Raw genomic sequence first — 17,945 nt, forward strand, 5'->3', positions numbered from 1 at the left:
AGGGCCGAGGATAGCGAGGGGCCGCCAGCCACACCGGCGCCCTCGAAGAGTGGCTCCGGCCCACACAGTGGCGTCGCTCACACGGCCGCTAGGGTGCCGGGCATGGACAAAGTGGTCACCTCGGCGGCCGACGCGGTCGCCGACATCCCGGACGGCGCGACCATCGCCGTCGGCGGTTTCGGACTGTGCGGCATCCCGTCGGTCCTCATCGACGCGCTGCTGGAGGCGGGCACGACCGACCTGGAGGCGGTCTCGAACAACTGCGGCGTGGACGAGTGGGGCCTGGGCCGGCTGCTGTTCCAGAAGCGGCTGCGCCGGATGATCTCCTCCTACGTCGGGGAGAACAAGGAGTTCGCCCGCCAGTACCTCAGCGGCGAGCTGGAGGTCGAGCTCACCCCGCAGGGCACGCTCGCCGAGCGGATGCGGGCCGGCGGCTCGGGCATCCCGGCGTTCTACACCGCGACCGGTGTCGGCACGCAGGTCGCCGAGGGCGGCCTGCCGTGGAAGTACGACACCGAGGGCAACGTGATCGTGTCCTCGCCGCCGAAGGAGACCAAGGTCTTCTCGACCGCCGAGGGTGACAAGGAGTACGTCCTCGAGGAGGCGATCGTCGCCGACTTCGGCCTGGTGCGGGCCTGGAAGGGCGACCGGCACGGCAACCTCGTCTACCGCCAGTCGGCGCGCAACTTCAACCCGCTCGCCGCGATGTGCGGCCGGGTGACCATCGCCGAGGTCGAGCACCTCGTGGAGCCGGGCGAGCTCGACCCGGCCGAGGTCCACACCCCGGGCGTCTACGTCCAGCGGGTCGTGGAGCTCACCCCCGAGCAGGCCGCCGACAAGCGGATCGAGAAGGTCACCACGCGACCGCGGCCGGACTCCTCCGCCGAGGCGCTGGTCGACGACGCGGCGACGCACGGACTGGGAGGCTGAGCGAGATGGCATGGACGCGTGAGGAGATGGCGGCGCGGGCGGCCTCGGAGCTCAAGGACGGGTCGTACGTCAACCTCGGCATCGGGCTGCCGACCCTGGTGCCCAACTACGTCGCCGACGACGTCGAGCTGGTGCTGCAGTCGGAGAACGGCATCCTCGGCGTGGGGGCGTACCCCTACGAGGGCGAGGAGGACCCCGACCTGATCAACGCGGGCAAGGAGACGGTGACGCTGCGCAAGGGCGCGTCGTTCTTCGACTCCGCCCAGTCGTTCGGGATGATCCGCGGCGGCAAGATCGACGCCGCGATCCTCGGCGCCATGCAGGTCTCGGCCAACGGTGACATCGCGAACTGGATGATCCCGGGGAAGATGGTCAAGGGCATGGGCGGCGCGATGGACCTCGTCCACGGCGCCAAGCGGGTGATCGTGCTGATGGAGCACACCGCCAAGGACGGCTCGCTGAAGATCCTCGACGAGTGCGACCTGCCCTACACCGGCAAGCGCGTGGTGCAGCGGATCATCACCGACCTCGCGGTCATCGACGTGATCGACCCGGCCACCGGCGAGGTGGCCCCCTCCGGCACGCTCGGCGAACGGGCGCTCCGGCTCGTCGAGCTCGCGCCGGGCGTCACCGAGGACGAGGTGCGGGAGAAGACGCAGCCCGAGCTGGTCTGATCACTCTCGGTCCCGCGTCGCGAACCACTCCTCGAGCCCGGCGAGCGTCTCGGGGTCGAGGGCCGTCTCCGGGTCGGCCACGATCGCCTGCTGCAGGTGCTCGCGCGCGGCGTCGTACAGCGGCGGGCTGATCGCCCACGGCAGGTGGGTGACGTACCACGGCCGGAAGACACGCGCCCCCAGGGCCTGCAACAGCTGCGCGACGATCCCCGGTCGTCCGCGACGGACCCAGAAGCCGACGGCCCGTCCGACGACGGCGGCGACCGCAAGGGCCAGCACCATGACGAAGACAGTCGAGACGATCTCGTCGCCGGCGAAGTTGTCGGTCAGGGTGAAGAAGTTGCCGTAGTAGACGGGGATCAGCACGTCCACCTGCTCCTTGAACGGGCGGACCTGGTCGGCCACCCCGGCCAGCTGCCGGAGCGAGTCCAGGTCGGGCCGCGCGCTGTAGGCGTTGCCGACGTGCTCGATGGCCTCGCGGACGTTCGCGAGGGTGCCGGTGATCCCGTCGATCTCGAGCACGTCACGGGCTGCCCCGACCTCGTCGTACGTCGTCTCGATCGCGTCGAGCGTCTGCTGGCTCTGGTCCGCCGTCTGCTGGAGCTCGTCCTGCGGGAGCGTGTGCTCGTTGAGGTAGGTGACGGCGGCCTGGATCTCCTCGCGGTGGTCCATCACGTACTGCGCCTCGCGGAAGCGGTCCGCGAGGTTGGGCACCGCCCCTACCGCGTCGCCGACCTTGCCGCCGGTCGTCTCGGCATCGCTCAGCGCGACGCTGAGCGCCGCGGCGGCGCCGTACGCGCGGATGAAGAGCTCGAGCACCGAGCCGAGCAGCAGGCGTCCGAGCTCGAGCCTTCTCCGGACGGTCGAGAGGTCTGGGCGCGGCATGTGGTCCCCTCGTTCGGTGTGGAGGTCGGTGGACCAGTGTTGCGTCGAGGCGAGGCGTGGGCGAACCGCTCCACGCCGACGTTCACCCGCAGGGGTGGCAGGGAACGATCGCCTCGCCGCGTCCGCCTGGTCGTCACGGCTCCCAGTCGTACTCGGACTTCACGTAGGACTCGAACTCTTCGGCTGAGTCGATCCATGTGGTCAGGGGCCACGACGGCGTATCCGGCTTCTGGGTCCAAGCGAGGTGGACGACTGCAACCGCTTCCCCGCACTCGACGACGATGTCGTCGTTAGGCAGGGCCCGAGCGATCACACGCAGCGCCTTGCCATGGAGCGCGTGCCCCGGGGCCAGTTCGCGCCCAAGTTCCGCTGCGAGAGCACCTGCCTGCTCGGAGTCCTCCCTGACATCCACGAGCGGCTCTCGAAAGGGGTAGTACTGGGCCCACGTCACTGGCGGAGGCTACGACAGCAACGCACGCTCATGCCGCGATCCGTGCGTCCATCCGCAGCGTCTTGGTATCCACTGATGAGGTCGAGCTACGCCAGGTAGATGTCCACTCCGGGTGGCGCTTCGAAGATCATTCGCGCGTGCTCTGGATGCAGCCGGTGGGTGCCGGTGTGGTCGACGAGGAAGCCAAGGCCGTGTGGGGTGAGCCAGACGTAGCGTCCTTCGCCGCACTGGCGTGACTGGTAGCCCGCGTGCGTCTTCCATCGGTGGTGTCGTCGGCCGAGGGGGCCGGAGTTGTGTGCGCCGGTCTGGTCCGGCGGTGGATCTCGGCCCTCGTCGCCGTGGTCGTAAGGGGTCGGGTGGTCCATGTCGACGTGGCGGCTGGTGGAGGTCGCGTAGGGCCAGTAGTCGCCGCCGGTGACGAGGTGGACCTGGTCGCGCAGGGTCTCGGGGTGCTCGTAGGCGGTGTAGCGGACCCTGGAGGAGAGGTCCTTGACGGGTTGGACCTTCACGTCGAAGCGGCGCAGCAGCTCGGCGAGCTGGGTCAGGGTGACCGGGCCGAAGCCCTCGATGCGGGCAACGCCGGCGGCGCCGTTCAGGACGGCTTCGTGGAGGTGGACGTGGAGCACGGCCCTGGGTGCCAGGCGGCTGAGGTCGAGGTCGCGGAGCGCGTCGAGGAGGTCGGCGGGGAAGGCATAGGCACGCGCGCGGGATGGGGCAGGCGGCTCGTCCGGGCCGTCGACGTCGACGTCGGGCCCGAGGTCAGCCTGGACGTCTGGCTCGGGTTCGGTGTGCTCGAGGAGCAGCGCGAGCAGCTCGGTGGGGCGGGCGAGCCAGCCGAAGGCAATGGCGCGGAGCTCGTCTGGATGCGCCTCGGGATGGCGTGGCGCGAGGATCTCGCCCACGCGGTGGATGATGGCGTCGACGGCGGCTGCGTCGCCGGCCTCGAGGCGGGCGATGAGGGTGCGCAGGCCGTGCTCGTCGGTGCGACCGAGGCCGACGTAGCGGCGTCGGCGCTCGGCCTCGCAGCGCTCCTCGTGCAGCTCGGTGTCGGCCTCGATGACCTTGGCCGAGGCGACCTCGAGGACCCGGCCGATGCCTTCGGTGGCGATCATCCGCGAGACCGCGGCGTCGACGACGTGGACGTTGGCGGCCGGGAGGTGGCGGGAGAGCCTGGCCACGCGCCGGGCCACCCAAGGCTCGCACTCACCACGCCTGGTCACCGCCCAGGTCAGGGGCAGCCGGTGCTCGAGGTCGAGGACGTCGGCGAGCAAGTTGCTGGTCGCGGTCACGCCAGCACCACGCGCGAGGGCGATCTCGCCGAGGCAGAAGTCCTGCACGCCCGGCGTGCCCTCCCCGCCGACCCGGCGGAGCACGTTTCCGACGCGACGGGCGACCCGGCCATCCGGGCCCTGGGTCGGGTCGGTCGAGTGGGCCGCCGCCCAGGCGGACAGCAGCTCGAGCTTGTGCACCTCCGCCAACCGTGCGGCACGCTCCGCCTCGGTCGCGGCGGCCAGGATGGCGTCCGCGTCGAGGTGGTGGAGCGTGGCTGTCATGGATCGATTCTAGAACCGACCACCGACACTCTGACCTGCGAGAAGCAAGGTGTGGAGAACTGTTTTCGAACAGGCGAGTGATGCTCGAGATAGCTGCGAGGGGTGGCCGCCTGTCGGAGAGCTCAGGCGCCGGCAGACCAGTCGGGCAGCTGCTGGAGGGTCCAGCGGTTGCCGTCGGGGTCGCGGAACTGGATGAACCGCCCCCAGGGCTGGTCGTCGATCCCGCTCACCTCGATGCCGCGCGCGACCAGGTCGGCGTACGCCGCGTCGGCGTCGGCCACGACCGCCTGCAGGTTGTCGAGGGAACCGGGCGCCATCTCGGTCAGCCCGCGGCCGATCGCGATCGAGCACGCCGAACCCGGAGGGGTGAGCTGCACGAAGCGGATGTCCTCGCTGACGGTCTGGTCGTGATCGGCGTGGAAGCCGACCTTCTCGTAGAACTCCTTGGCGCGGTCGACGTCGGTCACCGGCACCATCACCAGCTCGAGCTTGATGTCCATGCTCCGACCGTAGGGAGTCTTCAGGTCAGCGGGTGACCGAATGGGAGGGGGTTTCGAGGCTCGCTTCGCTCGCACCTCAACCATCGGGGGGTGCTGCGCTCGCACCTCAACCCACCGCGGTGCTGCGCTCGCACCTCAACCCACCGCGGTGCTGCGCTCGCACCTCAACCACCTACCGAGGACCGATGTGCTATCTCTAGTAAACCACTAGACAAATGATTGAAAGGTTCGCGCGATGGAGTTCCTCTGGTACATCCCCAACCAGGTCGAGCCCGGCCACCGGCTGGACGACACGGTCGCGGGGCACAACTCGCTCGGGCGGCTCACGTCGCTGGCCCGGCTCGCGGAGCAGCACGGGTGGGGCGGCGCCCTCATCGGCACCGGGTGGAAGCGGCCCGACACGTTCACCGTCGCGACCGCGCTGGCGGCGGGGACCACGACCTTCAACCCGCTCGTCGCCATCCGCCCCGGCTACTGGCGCCCGGCCCACTTCGCCTCCGCCGCGGCGACCCTGGACCAGCTGAGCGGTGGGCGGGTGCGGGTCAACATCGTCTCCGGGCCCGACCACCAGGCGCAGTACGGCGACGACGAGGGCGACCAGGCTCAGCGCTACGCGCGGACGAGGGAGTTCATGCGTCTGGTGCGCCGGCTCTGGACCGAGGACGACGTGACGTTCGCCGGCGAGCACTACGACGTCGCGGGGGCGACGCTCGAGCACAAGCCGGTCGCCCGCCCCGGCCGCCCGCACCCCAGGCTCTACTTCGGGGGAGCCTCCGAGGCGGCGCAGCGCACCGCGGCGGCGGAGGCCGACGTGCAGCTGTTCTGGGGCGAGCCCCTCGACGGCGTCGCGGCGCGCATCGACCACCTCCGGACGCTGAGCGCCGACCTCGACCGTGACCTCCCGCCGCTGGAGTTCGGCCTGCGCATCACCACCCTCGTGCGCGACACGACCGAGGAGGCGTGGGCCGACGCCGAGGCGCGCGTCGCCGCGATGGCAGCCGGCCGGGACGAGTGGTTCGTGGACCCCGCCCGCCGGGTCGCCGTCGGCCAGCAGCGCCTCCTCGACCTCGCCGAGCAGGGGGACGTGCTCGACGACTGCCTCTACACCGCGCCCGGCAGGTACGGCGGCGGCGGTGCCGGCACGACGTGGCTCGTCGGCTCGCCCGACGACGTCGCCAAGGCGCTGCGTCGCTACGCCGACCTCGGCGTCACCCACTTCGTCCTCAGCGACACGCCGTACGAGCGGGAGATCGTGCGGGTCGGGGACGCGCTCCTGCCGCTCCTGGGCGCGGGCTGACGGCACCGCCCGGAGGGGTGCAAGGGAACTCGTGCCACCACATAATGCGGTTTGTCGACCAAATTACAGTACTTTGAGTCCTCCACCCCGAGAAGGAGTTGTTCCGATGGCACGACGAGGGCCTCATCCTCACCAGACCCGCCGCCCCCTGGTCCGCGCCGCCCTGCTGGCCACCGTGGGCCTGGCGGCCCTGACCGGCTGCGGGGCCGACGACGCCGGACCCCGGCTCGAGCTCACCGCGGCGCTGCCCGACACGCCCGCCGACGACACCACGCTGCGCGTCGGCGACCCGGCCACGCAGGTGGCGCTCGAGGCATCCGGTCTGGACGACGAGCTCGACATCGACGTCGAGTGGGCCAACATCACCGGCGGCCCCAAGACCCTGGAGGCGTTCCGCGCCGACGCGATCGACATCGGCTCGGTCGCCGACATCCCGCCGCTGTTCGCGCACTGGACCGGCACCGACGTCCGCATCGTTGCCGCCCGCGAGACCGTGGACCCGATGGAGCACCCGACCTACGAGCTCGGGGTCGCGCCGGGCGTCGACGTACGCACGATCGACGACCTGGCGGGCAAGAAGATCGCCTACAGCCCCGGCCAGGCCCAGGGCGCGCTCGTGCTCAACGTCCTGCGCGAGGCCGGGCTCACCCAGGACGACGTCGAGCTCGTCGAGATGCAGAGCGTCGACGACGCCTTCTCGGTCGCGCTCGCCGGCAAGCAGGTCGACGTCGCGCCGCTCGGGCAGAGCCTCGCCAAGACCTACCTCGCGAAGTACGAGCGCGACGGCGCGACCACCATCAAGCCCGGGGTGCGCGACGACGCCTGGACGCTCTACGCGCCCACGACGGTCCTCGAGGACGCCGACAAGGCGGCCGCCATCAAGGAGTACGTCGGCGTGTGGGCCGAGGCGCAGCAGTGGATCTCCGACCACCCCGACGAGTTCGCCCAGGCCTACTACGTCGACCACGAGGGGCTGACCCCCGAGGACGCGTCGTACGTCGTCAAGGCCCTCGGCGAGTTCACGGTGCCGACGAGCTGGGACGAGTTCATCGCCCGCCACCAGGAGACCGTCGACACCCTCGTCGAGGCGCAGGACCAGGAGCCGCTCGACGTCGAGACGATCTACGACCGGCGCTTCGAGAAGGCCATCGCCGCCGCGCTCGAGGGCGAGGAGGGCTCCTCATGACGACCCTGACCGCTCCCGCCCGACCGGTGGCCGGCGTGGCCGGCGTGGTGGACGTCCGTCCCACCCGGCGGCGGCTCGGACCCGGCGCCCCGATCCGCTTCGGCGGGCTCATCGGCATCGCCGCGCTGCTCGGCGCGTGGGTCGTCGGCTCGGCCACCGGGCTGCTCGACCCGCGCACCCTCACCGAGCCGTGGACCGTCCTCGCGACGGCCGGGACGCTCATCGAGAACGGCCGGCTCCAGGAGAGCCTGGTCACCTCCGGCATCCGCGCTGCACTGGGCCTCGGGCTCGGGGTCGCCGTCGGCACGGTCCTGGCGCTGGTCTCGGGCCTGTCCCGGATCGGCGAGGCGCTGATCGACGGGCCGATCCAGGTCAAGCGCTCCATCCCGACGCTCGCCCTGATCCCGCTGCTGATCCTGTGGCTCGGCATCGGGGAGCCGATGAAGGTGATCACCATCGCGCTGGCCGTCTTCGTGCCGGTCTACATCCACACCCACAACGGCCTGCGCACCATCGAGGGCAGGTACGCCGAGCTGGCCGAGACCCTGGGCGTCACCCGCGGCGAGTTCGTCCGCCACGTGGTGCTCCCCGGCGCGATGCCCGGCTTCCTGCTCGGCATGCGCTTCGCCGTCACGTCCTCGTTGCTCGCGCTGGTGGTCGTGGAGGTCATCAACGCCACGAGCGGCATCGGCCACATGATCACGCTGGCCTCGAGCTACGGGCAGACCGACATCATCGTCGTCGGCCTGGTCGTCTACGCGCTGCTCGGCGTCCTCGCCGACGCGGCGGTCCGTCTCATCGAGAGGAAGGCACTGTCATGGCGTCGCACGTTGGCGAGCTGACCCCCCAATCCGGACCGGCCGTGCGGGTGGAGGGCCTGCACCGCAGCTTCAACGAGGCGGGCGGCGTGCTCAACGGCCTCGACCTCGAGATCGCCCCCGGCGAGTTCGTGGCCCTGCTGGGCCGCAGCGGCTCCGGCAAGAGCACCCTGCTGCGCGCCCTCGCCGGCCTGGACCGCGGCGTCGCGGGCACCGGCCGGATCGAGGTCCCCGAGAAGGTGTCGGTGGTCTTCCAGGACTCGCGGCTGCTGCCCTGGAAGCGGCTGCTCGACAACGTGGTGTTCGGCCTCCGGAGCAGGGACGCGGCGGAGCGTGGCTCGCAGGCGCTCGCCGAGGTCGGCCTCGGCGGTCGCGAGAAGGCGTGGCCGCACGAGCTGTCCGGTGGCGAGCAGCAGCGCGCCTCCCTGGCCCGCTCGCTCGTCCGTGACCCGCAGCTGCTGCTGGCCGACGAGCCCTTCGGTGCCCTCGACGCACTCACCCGGATCCGGATGCACACGCTGCTGCGCCGGCTGTGCGAGGTGCACCGGCCGGCGGTGCTGCTGGTGACGCACGACGTCGACGAGGCGATCGTGCTGGCCGACCGGGTGATCGTCCTCGACGGCGGCGTCGTACGCCACGACGGGCGCATCGACCTCGGCACCCGGCGCTCCCAGGCCGACCCCGCGTTCGCCCGGCTGCGCAGCCGTCTCCTCTCCGAGCTCGGCGTCGAGGACGACCACGACGACGCGCCCGGCCGGCACGCGAACGCCCACCTCGACGAGAGGGCGGCGTCATGAGCAGGGAAGCGCCGCGGCAGCTGCGGCTCAACGCGTTCCTGATGAGCACCGGCCACCACGAGGCCTCGTGGCGGCTCGCGGAGAGCGACCCGACGAGCAACACCGATGTCGCCCACTTCGTGCGCCTCGCGCAGACCGCCGAGCGGGGGCTGATGGACTCGGTGTTCTTCGCCGACTCCCCGGCGCTCTTCGGCGAGGTCGGCCGCCGGCCGGCGGGGAGCCTCGAGCCCACGGTGCTGCTCACCGCGATGGGCGCGGCGACGACCCACATCGGACTGATCGCGACGGCGTCGACGTCGTACAACGACCCGTTCAACCTGGCGCGCCGGTTCGCCTCGCTCGACCACGTCAGTGGTGGGCGCGCGGGGTGGAACATCGTCACCACGGCCACCCTCGAGGCGGCCCGCAACTTCGGGCTGGACGAGCTGCCCGCGCACGCCGACCGCTACCGGAGGGCGCGCGAGTTCGTCGAGGTGGCCGTCAAGCTGTGGGACAGCTGGGAGGACGACGCGGTCCTGGCCGACAAGGAGGGCGGCCGGTGGGGCGACACCGACAAGGTGCACCCGGTCGAGCACGGGGGCCAGCACTTCCGGGTCCGCGGCCCGTTGAACCTGCCGCGCTCGCCCCAGGGCCGGCCAGTGCTCGTGCAGGCCGGCTCGTCGCAGGACGGGCGCGACTTCGCGGCGCAGCACGCCGAGGCGATCTTCACCGCGCAGCAGACGCTCGAGGACGCCCAGGAGTTCTACGCCGACATCAAGGCGCGGGCGATGACCTTCGGGCGCGACCCGGAGAGGCTGCTCGTCCTGCCCGGCATCGTGCCCGCCATCGGGTCCACTGAGGCCGAGGCCCGCGCGCTGGAGGAGGAGCTCGACGCGCTGATCCTCCCCGAGTACGCCCGTCGCCAGCTCGCCCGCACCCTGCGGGTGGCGCCGGAGCGGCTGCCTCTCGACGAGCAGCTCCCCGACGACCTGCCCGACGAGGACCAGATCGAGGGCGCCAAGTCGCGCTACACCCTCATCGTCACCCTCGCGCGCCGAGAGGGGCTGACCGTGCGCCAGCTGATCGGCCGTCTCGGCGGCGGTCGTGGGCACCGGACGTTCTCGGGCACGCCCGAGCAGGTCGCCGACGCCATCGAGCACTGGTTCACCCACGGCGCGGCCGACGGCTTCAACGTGATGCCGCCGGCCCTGCCGTCCGGCCTCGAGGCCTTCGTCGACCACGTCGTGCCGATCCTGCAGCGCCGCGGGTTGTTCCGCACGGAGTACACAGGAAGCACGCTCCGCGACCACTACGGCCTCGACCGCCCCGACAGCCAGTACGCCACCTCACCGCAGGAGAAGACCGCATGAGCCACTACGAGCACTACCGCCCGCTGGGCCGCACCGGCGTCCAGGTCAGCCCGCTGACCCTCGGCGCGATGATGTTCGGCGCCTGGGGCAACCCGGACCACGACGAGTCGATCGCGATCATCCACCGCGCGCTCGACGCCGGCATCAACGTCATCGACACCGCCGACGTCTACGCGCGCGGCGAGTCCGAGGAGATCGTCGGCAAGGCGCTGAAGGCCCGCTCCGGCAGCCGCGACGACGTGTTCCTGGCGACCAAGTTCCACGGCAGCATGCACGACGAGGACCCCAACCAGCAGGGCAACTCGCGGCGCTGGATCGTCCGCGAGGTCGAGGCCTCCCTGCGCCGCCTGCAGGTCGACCACATCGACCTCTACCAGGTGCACCGTCCCCGCCCGGAGGTCGACGTCGACGAGACCCTGGGCGCGCTGACCGACCTGGTCCGCCAGGGCAAGGTCCGCTACATCGGCACGTCGACGTTCCTGCCCTCGCAGGTCGTCGAGGCGCAGTGGGTGGCGGAGAAGCGGCAGCGTGAGCGGCCGGTCACCGAGCAGCCGCCGTACTCGATCCTCGCCCGTGAGGTCGAGCGCGACATCCTGCCGACCGCCCAGAAGTACGGCCTCGGCGTGCTGCCGTGGAGCCCGCTCGCCGGCGGCTGGCTGTCCGGCCGCTACCGCCGCGGCGAGGAGGCGGCCGTGACCTCGAGCCGGATGCAGCGCCAGCCGGCGCGGCACGACCCGCAGTCGCCGGAGAACAGGGCCAAGCTCGAGGCGGTGCACCAGCTGCAGGACCTCGCCGACGAGGCCGGCCTCTCGCTGATCCACCTCGCGCTGGGGTTCGTCCTCGCCCACCCTGCGGTGTCCTCGGCCATCATCGGCCCGCGCACCCTGGAGCAGCTCGAGTCGCAGCTCGGGGTCGAGAAGGTGGTTCTGCCGCCCGACGTGCTGGACCGGATCGACGAGATCGTGCCGCCCGGCACGACCCTGAACGAGGCCGACCGCGGTTACGCACCGCCGGCCCTGGTGGAGGCGCGACTGCGCCGCCGCTAGCGGGTGTCCGCCGCCTGGTCCCGGGGGAGACCGGGCGGCGGGCCCCCGTCGGCCACGGCGCCGGAGCGGGGCGCGGCAGCCGCGCGGGCGCCGGCGAGCACGCCGACGGCGCCGATGGCGACGGCCAGCAGGTAGACCACCGGGAAGGGGTCGAGGCCGGCGCGCTCCGCAGCGGCGTACGCGATGCCGCTCACCGACAGCGCGAGCGCGGCGCCCAGCGAGTCGGCGACGGTGAGGGCGGAGGAGTTGAAGCCCCGGTCCTCGTCGGTCGCCGAGGCGAGCATCGCCACACCCGTGCGCGGGTAGGCGAAGCCCATGCCGATGCTCGCGAAGACGTACGCCGCGATCGGTGCGACCGCGGGGACGTCGGTCCCGTGGGTGCGCAGCCACACGACGAGGGCGATCGCCGCGATGCCGACCAGCACCACGCTCGTCCCGAACCGGAACGCCGCGCCGTGGGAGACCCGCTCGCCGAGGCGTGAGGACGCCTGGCTCGACGACGCCCACACCACGCCGACGAGCGTGAGGGCGACGCCCGCCTGGCCGGGCGAGAGGTCCCACCGCTCCTGCAGGACGTAGACGATGTAGGCCTCGGCGCAGAAGAACGACGCCGCCAGCAGGCCCCGCGTCGCGATCACCGACGGCAGGCCGCGGCCTCCCGTCAGCGTCCCGGCCGGCAGCAGGGGGCGCAGGCCCACGACGACGAGCGCGAACGCACCACCGGCCGCGACCAGGGTCCAGCCGGTCCCCGAGCCCAGGAGCTCGAGGGCCAGGACCGCGCCCGCGGCCAGCACGGACCAGCCCAGCCGCCCCCACGTCGCCGCTCCGGGTGCCTCCGGCACGGGTTGCCGCCGGGCCGTCGGGGTGACCAGCGCGGCCGCGACCGCGACCAGCGCGACGATGCCGAGGAAGACCCAGCGCCAGCCGACCGTCGAGGCCACGAGCGCCGCCACGCCGGGGCCGAAGAGGGCCGGCAGCACCCACGCGGCGGCGAACGAGGCGAAGACCGCCGCCTGCAGGCGGGCGGGGTAGACCAGGCCGACCAGCACGTAGGCCACCACCGTCAGCAGGCCGCCGCCCAGCCCCTGCACGATCCGGCCGAGGACGAAGACCTCCATCGACGACGCCGTGCCGCAGACCACCAGGCCGGCCGAGAAGGTCACCAGCGAGGCGACCAGTGGCACCAGCGGGCCGCGGCGGTCGGCCCACATGCCGGCGGCCACCATGCCGACCACGCCGCTGGCGAAGGGTGCGGCGAAGGAGAGCGCGTAGTGGTCGAAGCCGTCGAGGCCGCGCGCGACGGTCGGCATGATCGTGGTGACGGCCATCGACTCGAAGGCGGCGAAGGCGATGAGGGAGAACAGCCCGATCGTGGTCGCGGCGTAGGACGGGGAGAGGATCCGCTCGCGGGGCTCGCGGGTCGTGCTGGTGCTCACTGGCACGACGGTAGGACCTCAGGTGCACGTGAGGTCAACCGAGTCGTCCAGCAGCAGGTCGACCGTCCTGGCGGTGTCGCCCGAGCCGAGGGCAGCCAGGACGGCGAAGGCCCCGTCGGGAAGGCGCTGCTCGCTCTCGCGGCGGGCGGCGACGATGGCCGGCGCCAGTCGTTCCTGCGGTGCCACGCCGTGCTGGTCGTACGCCGCGTCGGCCGCGCCGTAGCACCGCGCGGCCGTCGCGTCGTCGAGCTGGTGCGTCGCACAGGCGCCCAGCGTGCAGAGGATGTCGGCGGACGCCAGCGGGTCCGGGTAGCGCTCGCGCGTGATCCGCAGCGCCTCCAGCAGGCTCGCGCGGGCGGTCACGGGCTGCCCCGCGACGACCAGCGCCGAGCCGTGCACCAGCAGCACGCTGCCGAGCAGCGGGCCGACGTCCAGCGTGGCGACCCGGTCGAACGCCTCGGTGCTGAGGTGCAGGGCCTGGTCGGCGCGGTCGAGGTAGAGCAGGTCGACCGCGGCGCTGAGGAGGAGGTGCACGACGTCGTAGGTGTCCTCCTCGTCGCGGGCCTCCGCGAGGCTCTGCAGGTTCGCCCGCAGCGACGTCTCGTGGTCGCCGGCGTAGGCGGCGACGTGGCCCTCGACGTCGCGGGCGAGCGAGACCAGCTGCCGCTGGTTCGACGACGACGCCAGCTCGGCGGCTCGCGCCGCCGCGGACCGTGCCGTCGGGAGGTCGCCGTGGTGTGCCGCGAACGCCGCGAGGCAGCACCAGCCGTTGACGACGATGCGGTCGACCTCCAGGCCGAGCGCGGCCGCGCGGCCGAGGGCCTCCTCGAGCTGCGCCTGTGTGCCCGTCTGGTTGAGGTAGCTCGCGAAGGTGCCGGCGAGGACGGCGACACGCACGGCCTGGGCAGGGTCGGGCGGCGGCGTCGAGACGAGGCGGTGCAGCACGGCGTGGCCCTCGGCGAGCCTGCCGGTCAGCAGCCAGTAGCGGTGCAGGGCGACCGCGAGGCGAGCGCCGGACTCCGCGTCCCCGGCGGCGCTCGCGTCGGTGAGCGCGACGTCCAGGGTGTCGTGGTCGCGGGCGAGCCGGGCGACCGAGGCGCCAGCTGTCGGCCCGAAGAGCCCGGCGGCGGTGTCCTCGGCCAGCCCGAGGGCGGCCCGCCGCAGGCGCTCGTCGAGCGCGGTGCGCTCGCCGCGGGTCCGCGCGAACTGGCGGACGGGTTCGCGCATCGCCGCGCGACCCTCGAGGTCCAGGCTCACCAGGCCGCAGGACACCAGCTCCTCGAGGGCGTCCTCGAGGTCGTGGACCATCCCGTCCGCCGCGGCCTCGAGCAGCTCCAGCGACACCCAGCCGCGGAACGACCCGAGCAGCTCGAACGTGCGCCGGGCCGGCTCCCCGAGGGCCGCGTGGGACTCCGCCAGGACGTCCAGCAGGCTCGCCCTCGGTCCGGTGCGGGACGGGGAGGGGGCGAGCGGCGACGTGCGCTGCTGCGCGAACCGCTCGACGAGCTGTCCGGGCGTGAAGGTCCGTACGCGCGCCGCGGCGACCTCGAGGGCCAGCGGGATCCCGTCGACCAGCTGGCACAGCTCGCGCACCGCGCCGCGGTCGGCGGCGCCGATCCCGGGGCGCACCTGCTCGGCCCGGTGCACGAACAGCTCGACGGCGTGCTCGGGGGCCAGGGGCGCCAGCAGGAGGGTGAGCTCCCCGGCGGCCCCCGTCGGCCGCCGGCTGGTCAGCAGGAGGCGGAGCCCCGGTGCCCGCGCGCCGAGGGCGTCGACGAGCCCGCGGACGCCGTCGACGCCCTCCAGGTTGTCCAGCACGAGGACGGCGCCGTCCACCCTCGTCGCCACCGCCGCCACGAGGTCGTCGTCGTTGGGGTCGACGCCGACCTCCCGGGCGACGCGCGCCAGGGCCGCCGCGGCGGTCACCTCCGTCTCGAGCCGGCAGAACGCCACGGGAGTGCCGGCGGCGGCGAGCTCGTGCGCCACCACGGTCGCGAGGGTCGTCTTGCCCATCCCCCCGATCCCCACCAGCGTGAGGGTCCGGCGCCCGTGACCCAGCAGGTGCAGCGCCTCGGCCACCTCCTCCTGCCGGCCGACGAACGGCTCCGGGAGCGCGGGGAGGGGAGCGAAGGTCGCGCCGTCGGGCTCGGGGTCGTCGACGGCGGGACCCGCGTCGGCCGGCGCCGCTCGCTCGGGCAGCGCGTGCCGCAGGATGGCGGTCTCCAGGTCCTGCAGGGCAGGCGTCGGGTCGACGCCGAGGTCGTCGCGGAGGACCCGCCTCGCCTGCGCGCACGCGCCGAGTGCCTCCGCCTGCTGGCCGCTCCAGTAGAGCGCCTGCGCCAGGACGCTCCACCCTCGTTCGTCGTAGGGATGTGCTTCGAGGAGAGTGTGCGCCGCGGTGGCCGCGCCGGCCTCGTCGCGGATCCGGAGCCGGGCGTCCCCCAGCTCCGCGAGCGCGGTCGCCCGGGTCTGCTCGAGGCCGGGCCGGGCGGCCTGCAGCAGGCCCTCGGCATCGATGCCCGACAGCGGCGCGCCCGACCACAGGTCGAGGGCACGGTCGAACAGCTCCGCCGAACGGCCGGGGTCGCCGGCGCGGAGGGCCGCCCGCCCCGCCGAGACGAGGTGCTCGAAGGTCCGGGCGTCGACCTCGACGTCGCCGGTGAGGACGTACCCGTCGCCCACGCGCGCGATGTCGACGCCGTGCGCGCGCAGCAGCTTGCGCAGGGTGGTCACGTTGACCTGCACGGCGTTGCGGACGCTCGCGGGTGGGAGCTCACCCCAGAGCTGGTCGACCAGGTCGTCCACCGTGCTGGGCCGTGGGTGGCTCAGCGCCAGCCCGGCGAGCACCGAGCGTCGCCGGGGGCCGCCCAGGGGGAGCTCCGCGCCGTCGGACACGGCGGTCACGGGGCCGAGGACGGTGATGAGGACCATGACGCCCATGGTGGGCGCGATAAGCCGACGGTAAGTGGCTGGGCGCACGGTTTTCCCAACGCCCGGGGATGCCGGGACCAGAAGCCAGGAGGAGCCATGAACACCACGCAGCGTCCCGTCCCGTCGTCCGCCGTCGACCAGGCCAGCCGCCCGTCGCGGTCCCGGCGCCGGATCGCCCACGTCCTCGCCACGCTCGCCGCCGTGGCCGCCGCGCTCGTCGGCGTCACCGCCACCGCGACGCCGGCCCACGCCGCCACGTCCGTCTCCGGGTGCTTCCGCTCCGCGACCCCTGGCATGAGCATCGCCGGCGTCGGCGTCCAGCTGCAGGCGTACGGGACCGGCGGGTGGTTCACCATCTGGTCGGGCTCGCTGCCCCAGAGCCAGTGCGTCTCGGTCAGCACGCCGTACCACTCCGGCTACTACCTGCGCTACGCCGTCAACTACTCCAGGTTCGGTGCGACCTGGTACGGCACGTCGCCCTACAACGCGACGCCCGGCTACGGCGCCGTGAACGTCGGGACCGGCATCGTGCGGTGCGCCGGGTGCTACATCTGACCAGACGTGGGGGCGGACGAGGGGGCCTGCGGGCCCCCTCGTCCGGCGTGCCCGGAATACCCGAGGGCCGATCGGCGCTGTGCCCGCAGTGACTGCACCCTCCGTCGACCTGTCCGTGCTCGACCTCGTCCCCGTCCGCAGCGACCAGACCACCGGCGACGCGATCGCGGCCTCCCGGGGCCTCGCGCGGGTCGCCGACGAGCTGGGCTACCGCCGCTACTGGGTCGCGGAGCACCACAACATGCCGGCGGTCGCCGCGACCAACCCGCCGGTGCTGATCGCGATGCTGGCCGCGGCGACGTCGCGGATCCGGGTGGGCTCCGGCGGCGTGATGCTGCCCAACCACGCCCCGCTGGTCGTGGCCGAGCAGTTCGCGCTCCTCGAGGCGGCCTTCCCGGGCCGGATCGACCTCGGCATCGGCCGCGCACCCGGCACCGACCCGCTGACCCGGTACGTCCTGCGCGGCGGCAGCGCCGAGTCGGCCGACGACGCCGTCACGAAGTTCCCCGACTACGTCGAGGACATCCGGACCCTCATGACCAGCGACGGCGTCGAGCTGCAGGTCGGGCCCCGCCGCCAGCCGTTGCGCGCGACCCCCTCCGCACGCTCCGTCGCCGACATCTGGCTGCTCGGGTCGTCGGACTACTCCGCGCGCCTGGCCGCCGAGAAGGGACTGCCGTACGTCTTCGCCCACCACTTCTCGGGCGAGGGGACAGGCGTCGCGCTCGACCTCTATCGGTCGTCGTACCAGCCCTCGCCGGAGTACCCGGAGCCGCGCACGTTCCTCACCGTCAACGCCGTCGTCGCCGAGACCGAGGAGGAGGCGCGCCGCCAGGCGCTGCCCAACGTCCAGCAGATGATCGCGCTGCGCACCGGCGCCCCGCTGCACCCGCAGCGCCTCGTCGAGGAGGCCGAGTCGGTCGAGATGTCCGCGGACCAGCAGGCCTTCGGCCGCGCGATGGCCGGGCGCTGGGTGGTGGGCGACGCCGAGCAGGCGCGCCAGCAGCTCCAGGACCTGGCCGCGACCTACGGCGTCGACGAGGTGATGGTGCACCCGGTCGCCGGCGCCCACGCCGGCACGGACGCGCAGTCCTCGCCGAACCGCGAGACCACCCTGCGGCTGCTCGCCGGCTAGTGCCGTTCCTCCAGCCCGACGGCCTCGCGGAGCCGGTCGACCGCCTCGGCGAGGTCCGGGTCGTCGGCAGCGCGTGACTCCATCAGCGCGGCCAGGGCCTCGGCGAGCACGTTGAGCTTCTCCTGCATCGACTCCTGGTTGCGGCGACCCGCGTTCTCGAGCAGCACCAGCAGCAGCAGCGACAGCACCGCGCCGAAGGTGTGGATGGCGAGCTCCCACTTGGTGACGCTGCTCCAGAGCGGATAGCTGACGGCCCACACCACGACGACCGCGACGCAGACGGCGAAGAACGGCGCTCGGCTGATCAGGGTGGTCGAGACGTCGACGAACTTCTCGAAGGGATCGCGTCCCTGCTTGTTCTCACGGCTCTCGGCCGCGTCCGTGCGCTGCTGCTCCATTGCT

General features: G+C 72.8%; 17 protein-coding genes. 10 read left to right on the forward strand and 7 right to left on the reverse strand.

The annotated features are described in order from the left end of the window. The first annotated feature begins 102 nt into the window (after positions 1 to 102). Both Q9S36_RS33045 and Q9S36_RS33050 read left to right on the forward strand, forming a co-directional pair. Complete coding sequence (locus Q9S36_RS33045; protein ID WP_311289061.1) at positions 103 to 930, forward strand: CoA transferase subunit A; 828 nt, start codon at positions 103 to 105, stop codon at positions 928 to 930. Positions 931 to 935: 5 nt separating this feature from the next. Continuing rightward, entirely contained in the window at positions 936 to 1,604 is a 669-nt protein-coding gene (locus Q9S36_RS33050; protein ID WP_311289062.1) for a CoA transferase subunit B, read from the forward strand. On the opposite strand, the gene Q9S36_RS33055 is transcribed toward Q9S36_RS33050, so the two are convergent. From Q9S36_RS33055 to Q9S36_RS33070, 4 genes are all read right to left on the reverse strand, one after another. Beyond that, positions 1,605 to 2,489 (reverse strand): hypothetical protein, encoded by an 885-nt coding sequence (locus Q9S36_RS33055; RefSeq protein WP_311289063.1) that lies wholly within the window; start codon positions 2,487 to 2,489, stop codon positions 1,605 to 1,607. A gap of 133 nt (positions 2,490 to 2,622) precedes the next feature. Next, positions 2,623 to 2,940, reverse strand: coding sequence for a hypothetical protein (locus Q9S36_RS33060; RefSeq protein ID WP_311289064.1), 318 nt, complete (start codon positions 2,938 to 2,940; stop codon positions 2,623 to 2,625). Between the two features lie 86 nt (positions 2,941 to 3,026). Beyond that, positions 3,027 to 4,493: a hypothetical protein gene (locus tag Q9S36_RS33065; RefSeq protein ID WP_311289065.1), complete on the reverse strand. Its 1,467-nt coding sequence runs from the start codon at positions 4,491 to 4,493 to the stop codon at positions 3,027 to 3,029. 122 nt (positions 4,494 to 4,615) lie between these two features. After that, positions 4,616 to 4,993 (reverse strand): VOC family protein, encoded by a 378-nt coding sequence (locus Q9S36_RS33070; RefSeq protein WP_311289066.1) that lies wholly within the window; start codon positions 4,991 to 4,993, stop codon positions 4,616 to 4,618. Positions 4,994 to 5,228: 235 nt separating this feature from the next. Between Q9S36_RS33070 and Q9S36_RS33075 the strand changes: the two genes are divergently transcribed. From Q9S36_RS33075 to Q9S36_RS33100, 6 genes are all read left to right on the forward strand, one after another. Further along, entirely contained in the window at positions 5,229 to 6,290 is a 1,062-nt protein-coding gene (locus Q9S36_RS33075) for an LLM class flavin-dependent oxidoreductase (RefSeq protein ID WP_311289067.1), read from the forward strand. 106 nt (positions 6,291 to 6,396) lie between these two features. Next, complete coding sequence (locus Q9S36_RS33080) at positions 6,397 to 7,476, forward strand: ABC transporter substrate-binding protein (protein ID WP_311289068.1); 1,080 nt, start codon at positions 6,397 to 6,399, stop codon at positions 7,474 to 7,476. Further along, a complete protein-coding gene (locus tag Q9S36_RS33085) occupies positions 7,473 to 8,318 on the forward strand; it encodes an ABC transporter permease (RefSeq protein WP_311289069.1) in 846 nt (281 codons plus the stop codon). Before Q9S36_RS33080 ends, Q9S36_RS33085 begins: the two co-directional genes overlap by 4 nt. Then, positions 8,294 to 9,091 carry an ABC transporter ATP-binding protein gene (locus Q9S36_RS33090; RefSeq protein WP_311289070.1) on the forward strand — a complete coding sequence of 266 codons (798 nt, stop codon included), beginning with the start codon at positions 8,294 to 8,296 and terminating at the stop codon, positions 9,089 to 9,091. The genes Q9S36_RS33085 and Q9S36_RS33090 overlap by 25 nt, the downstream gene beginning before the upstream one ends. Next, entirely contained in the window at positions 9,088 to 10,440 is a 1,353-nt protein-coding gene (locus Q9S36_RS33095; RefSeq protein ID WP_311289071.1) for an LLM class flavin-dependent oxidoreductase, read from the forward strand. Before Q9S36_RS33090 ends, Q9S36_RS33095 begins: the two co-directional genes overlap by 4 nt. Then, complete coding sequence (locus Q9S36_RS33100; RefSeq protein ID WP_311289072.1) at positions 10,437 to 11,486, forward strand: aldo/keto reductase; 1,050 nt, start codon at positions 10,437 to 10,439, stop codon at positions 11,484 to 11,486. Before Q9S36_RS33095 ends, Q9S36_RS33100 begins: the two co-directional genes overlap by 4 nt. Here the strand turns inward: Q9S36_RS33100 and Q9S36_RS33105 are convergent. Together Q9S36_RS33105 and Q9S36_RS33110 are read right to left on the reverse strand one after the other, a co-directional pair. Next, positions 11,483 to 12,922 (reverse strand): MFS transporter, encoded by a 1,440-nt coding sequence (locus Q9S36_RS33105; RefSeq protein ID WP_311289073.1) that lies wholly within the window; start codon positions 12,920 to 12,922, stop codon positions 11,483 to 11,485. The two genes, Q9S36_RS33100 and Q9S36_RS33105, sit on opposite strands and share 4 nt — an antisense overlap. Before the next feature lie 18 nt (positions 12,923 to 12,940). Further along, complete coding sequence (locus Q9S36_RS33110; RefSeq protein WP_311289074.1) at positions 12,941 to 15,853, reverse strand: BTAD domain-containing putative transcriptional regulator; 2,913 nt, start codon at positions 15,851 to 15,853, stop codon at positions 12,941 to 12,943. A 96-nt stretch (positions 15,854 to 15,949) separates the two neighbouring features. On the opposite strand from Q9S36_RS33110, the gene Q9S36_RS33115 reads away from it, so the two are divergent. Both Q9S36_RS33115 and Q9S36_RS33120 read left to right on the forward strand, forming a co-directional pair. Then, positions 15,950 to 16,408, forward strand: a complete 459-nt coding sequence (locus Q9S36_RS33115; RefSeq protein WP_311289075.1) for a hypothetical protein — start codon at positions 15,950 to 15,952, stop codon at positions 16,406 to 16,408. A gap of 88 nt (positions 16,409 to 16,496) precedes the next feature. After that, positions 16,497 to 17,543, forward strand: coding sequence for an LLM class flavin-dependent oxidoreductase (locus Q9S36_RS33120; protein WP_311289076.1), 1,047 nt, complete (start codon positions 16,497 to 16,499; stop codon positions 17,541 to 17,543). Here Q9S36_RS33120 and Q9S36_RS33125 read toward each other — a convergent pair. After that, on the reverse strand, positions 17,540 to 17,941 hold the full coding sequence (locus Q9S36_RS33125; protein ID WP_311289077.1) for a low affinity iron permease family protein: 402 nt from the start codon (positions 17,939 to 17,941) through the stop codon (positions 17,540 to 17,542). The genes Q9S36_RS33120 and Q9S36_RS33125 overlap by 4 nt on opposite strands. Positions 17,942 to 17,945 lie beyond the last annotated feature (4 nt).

Source organism: Microbacterium sp. ARD31 (assembly GCF_031844425.1).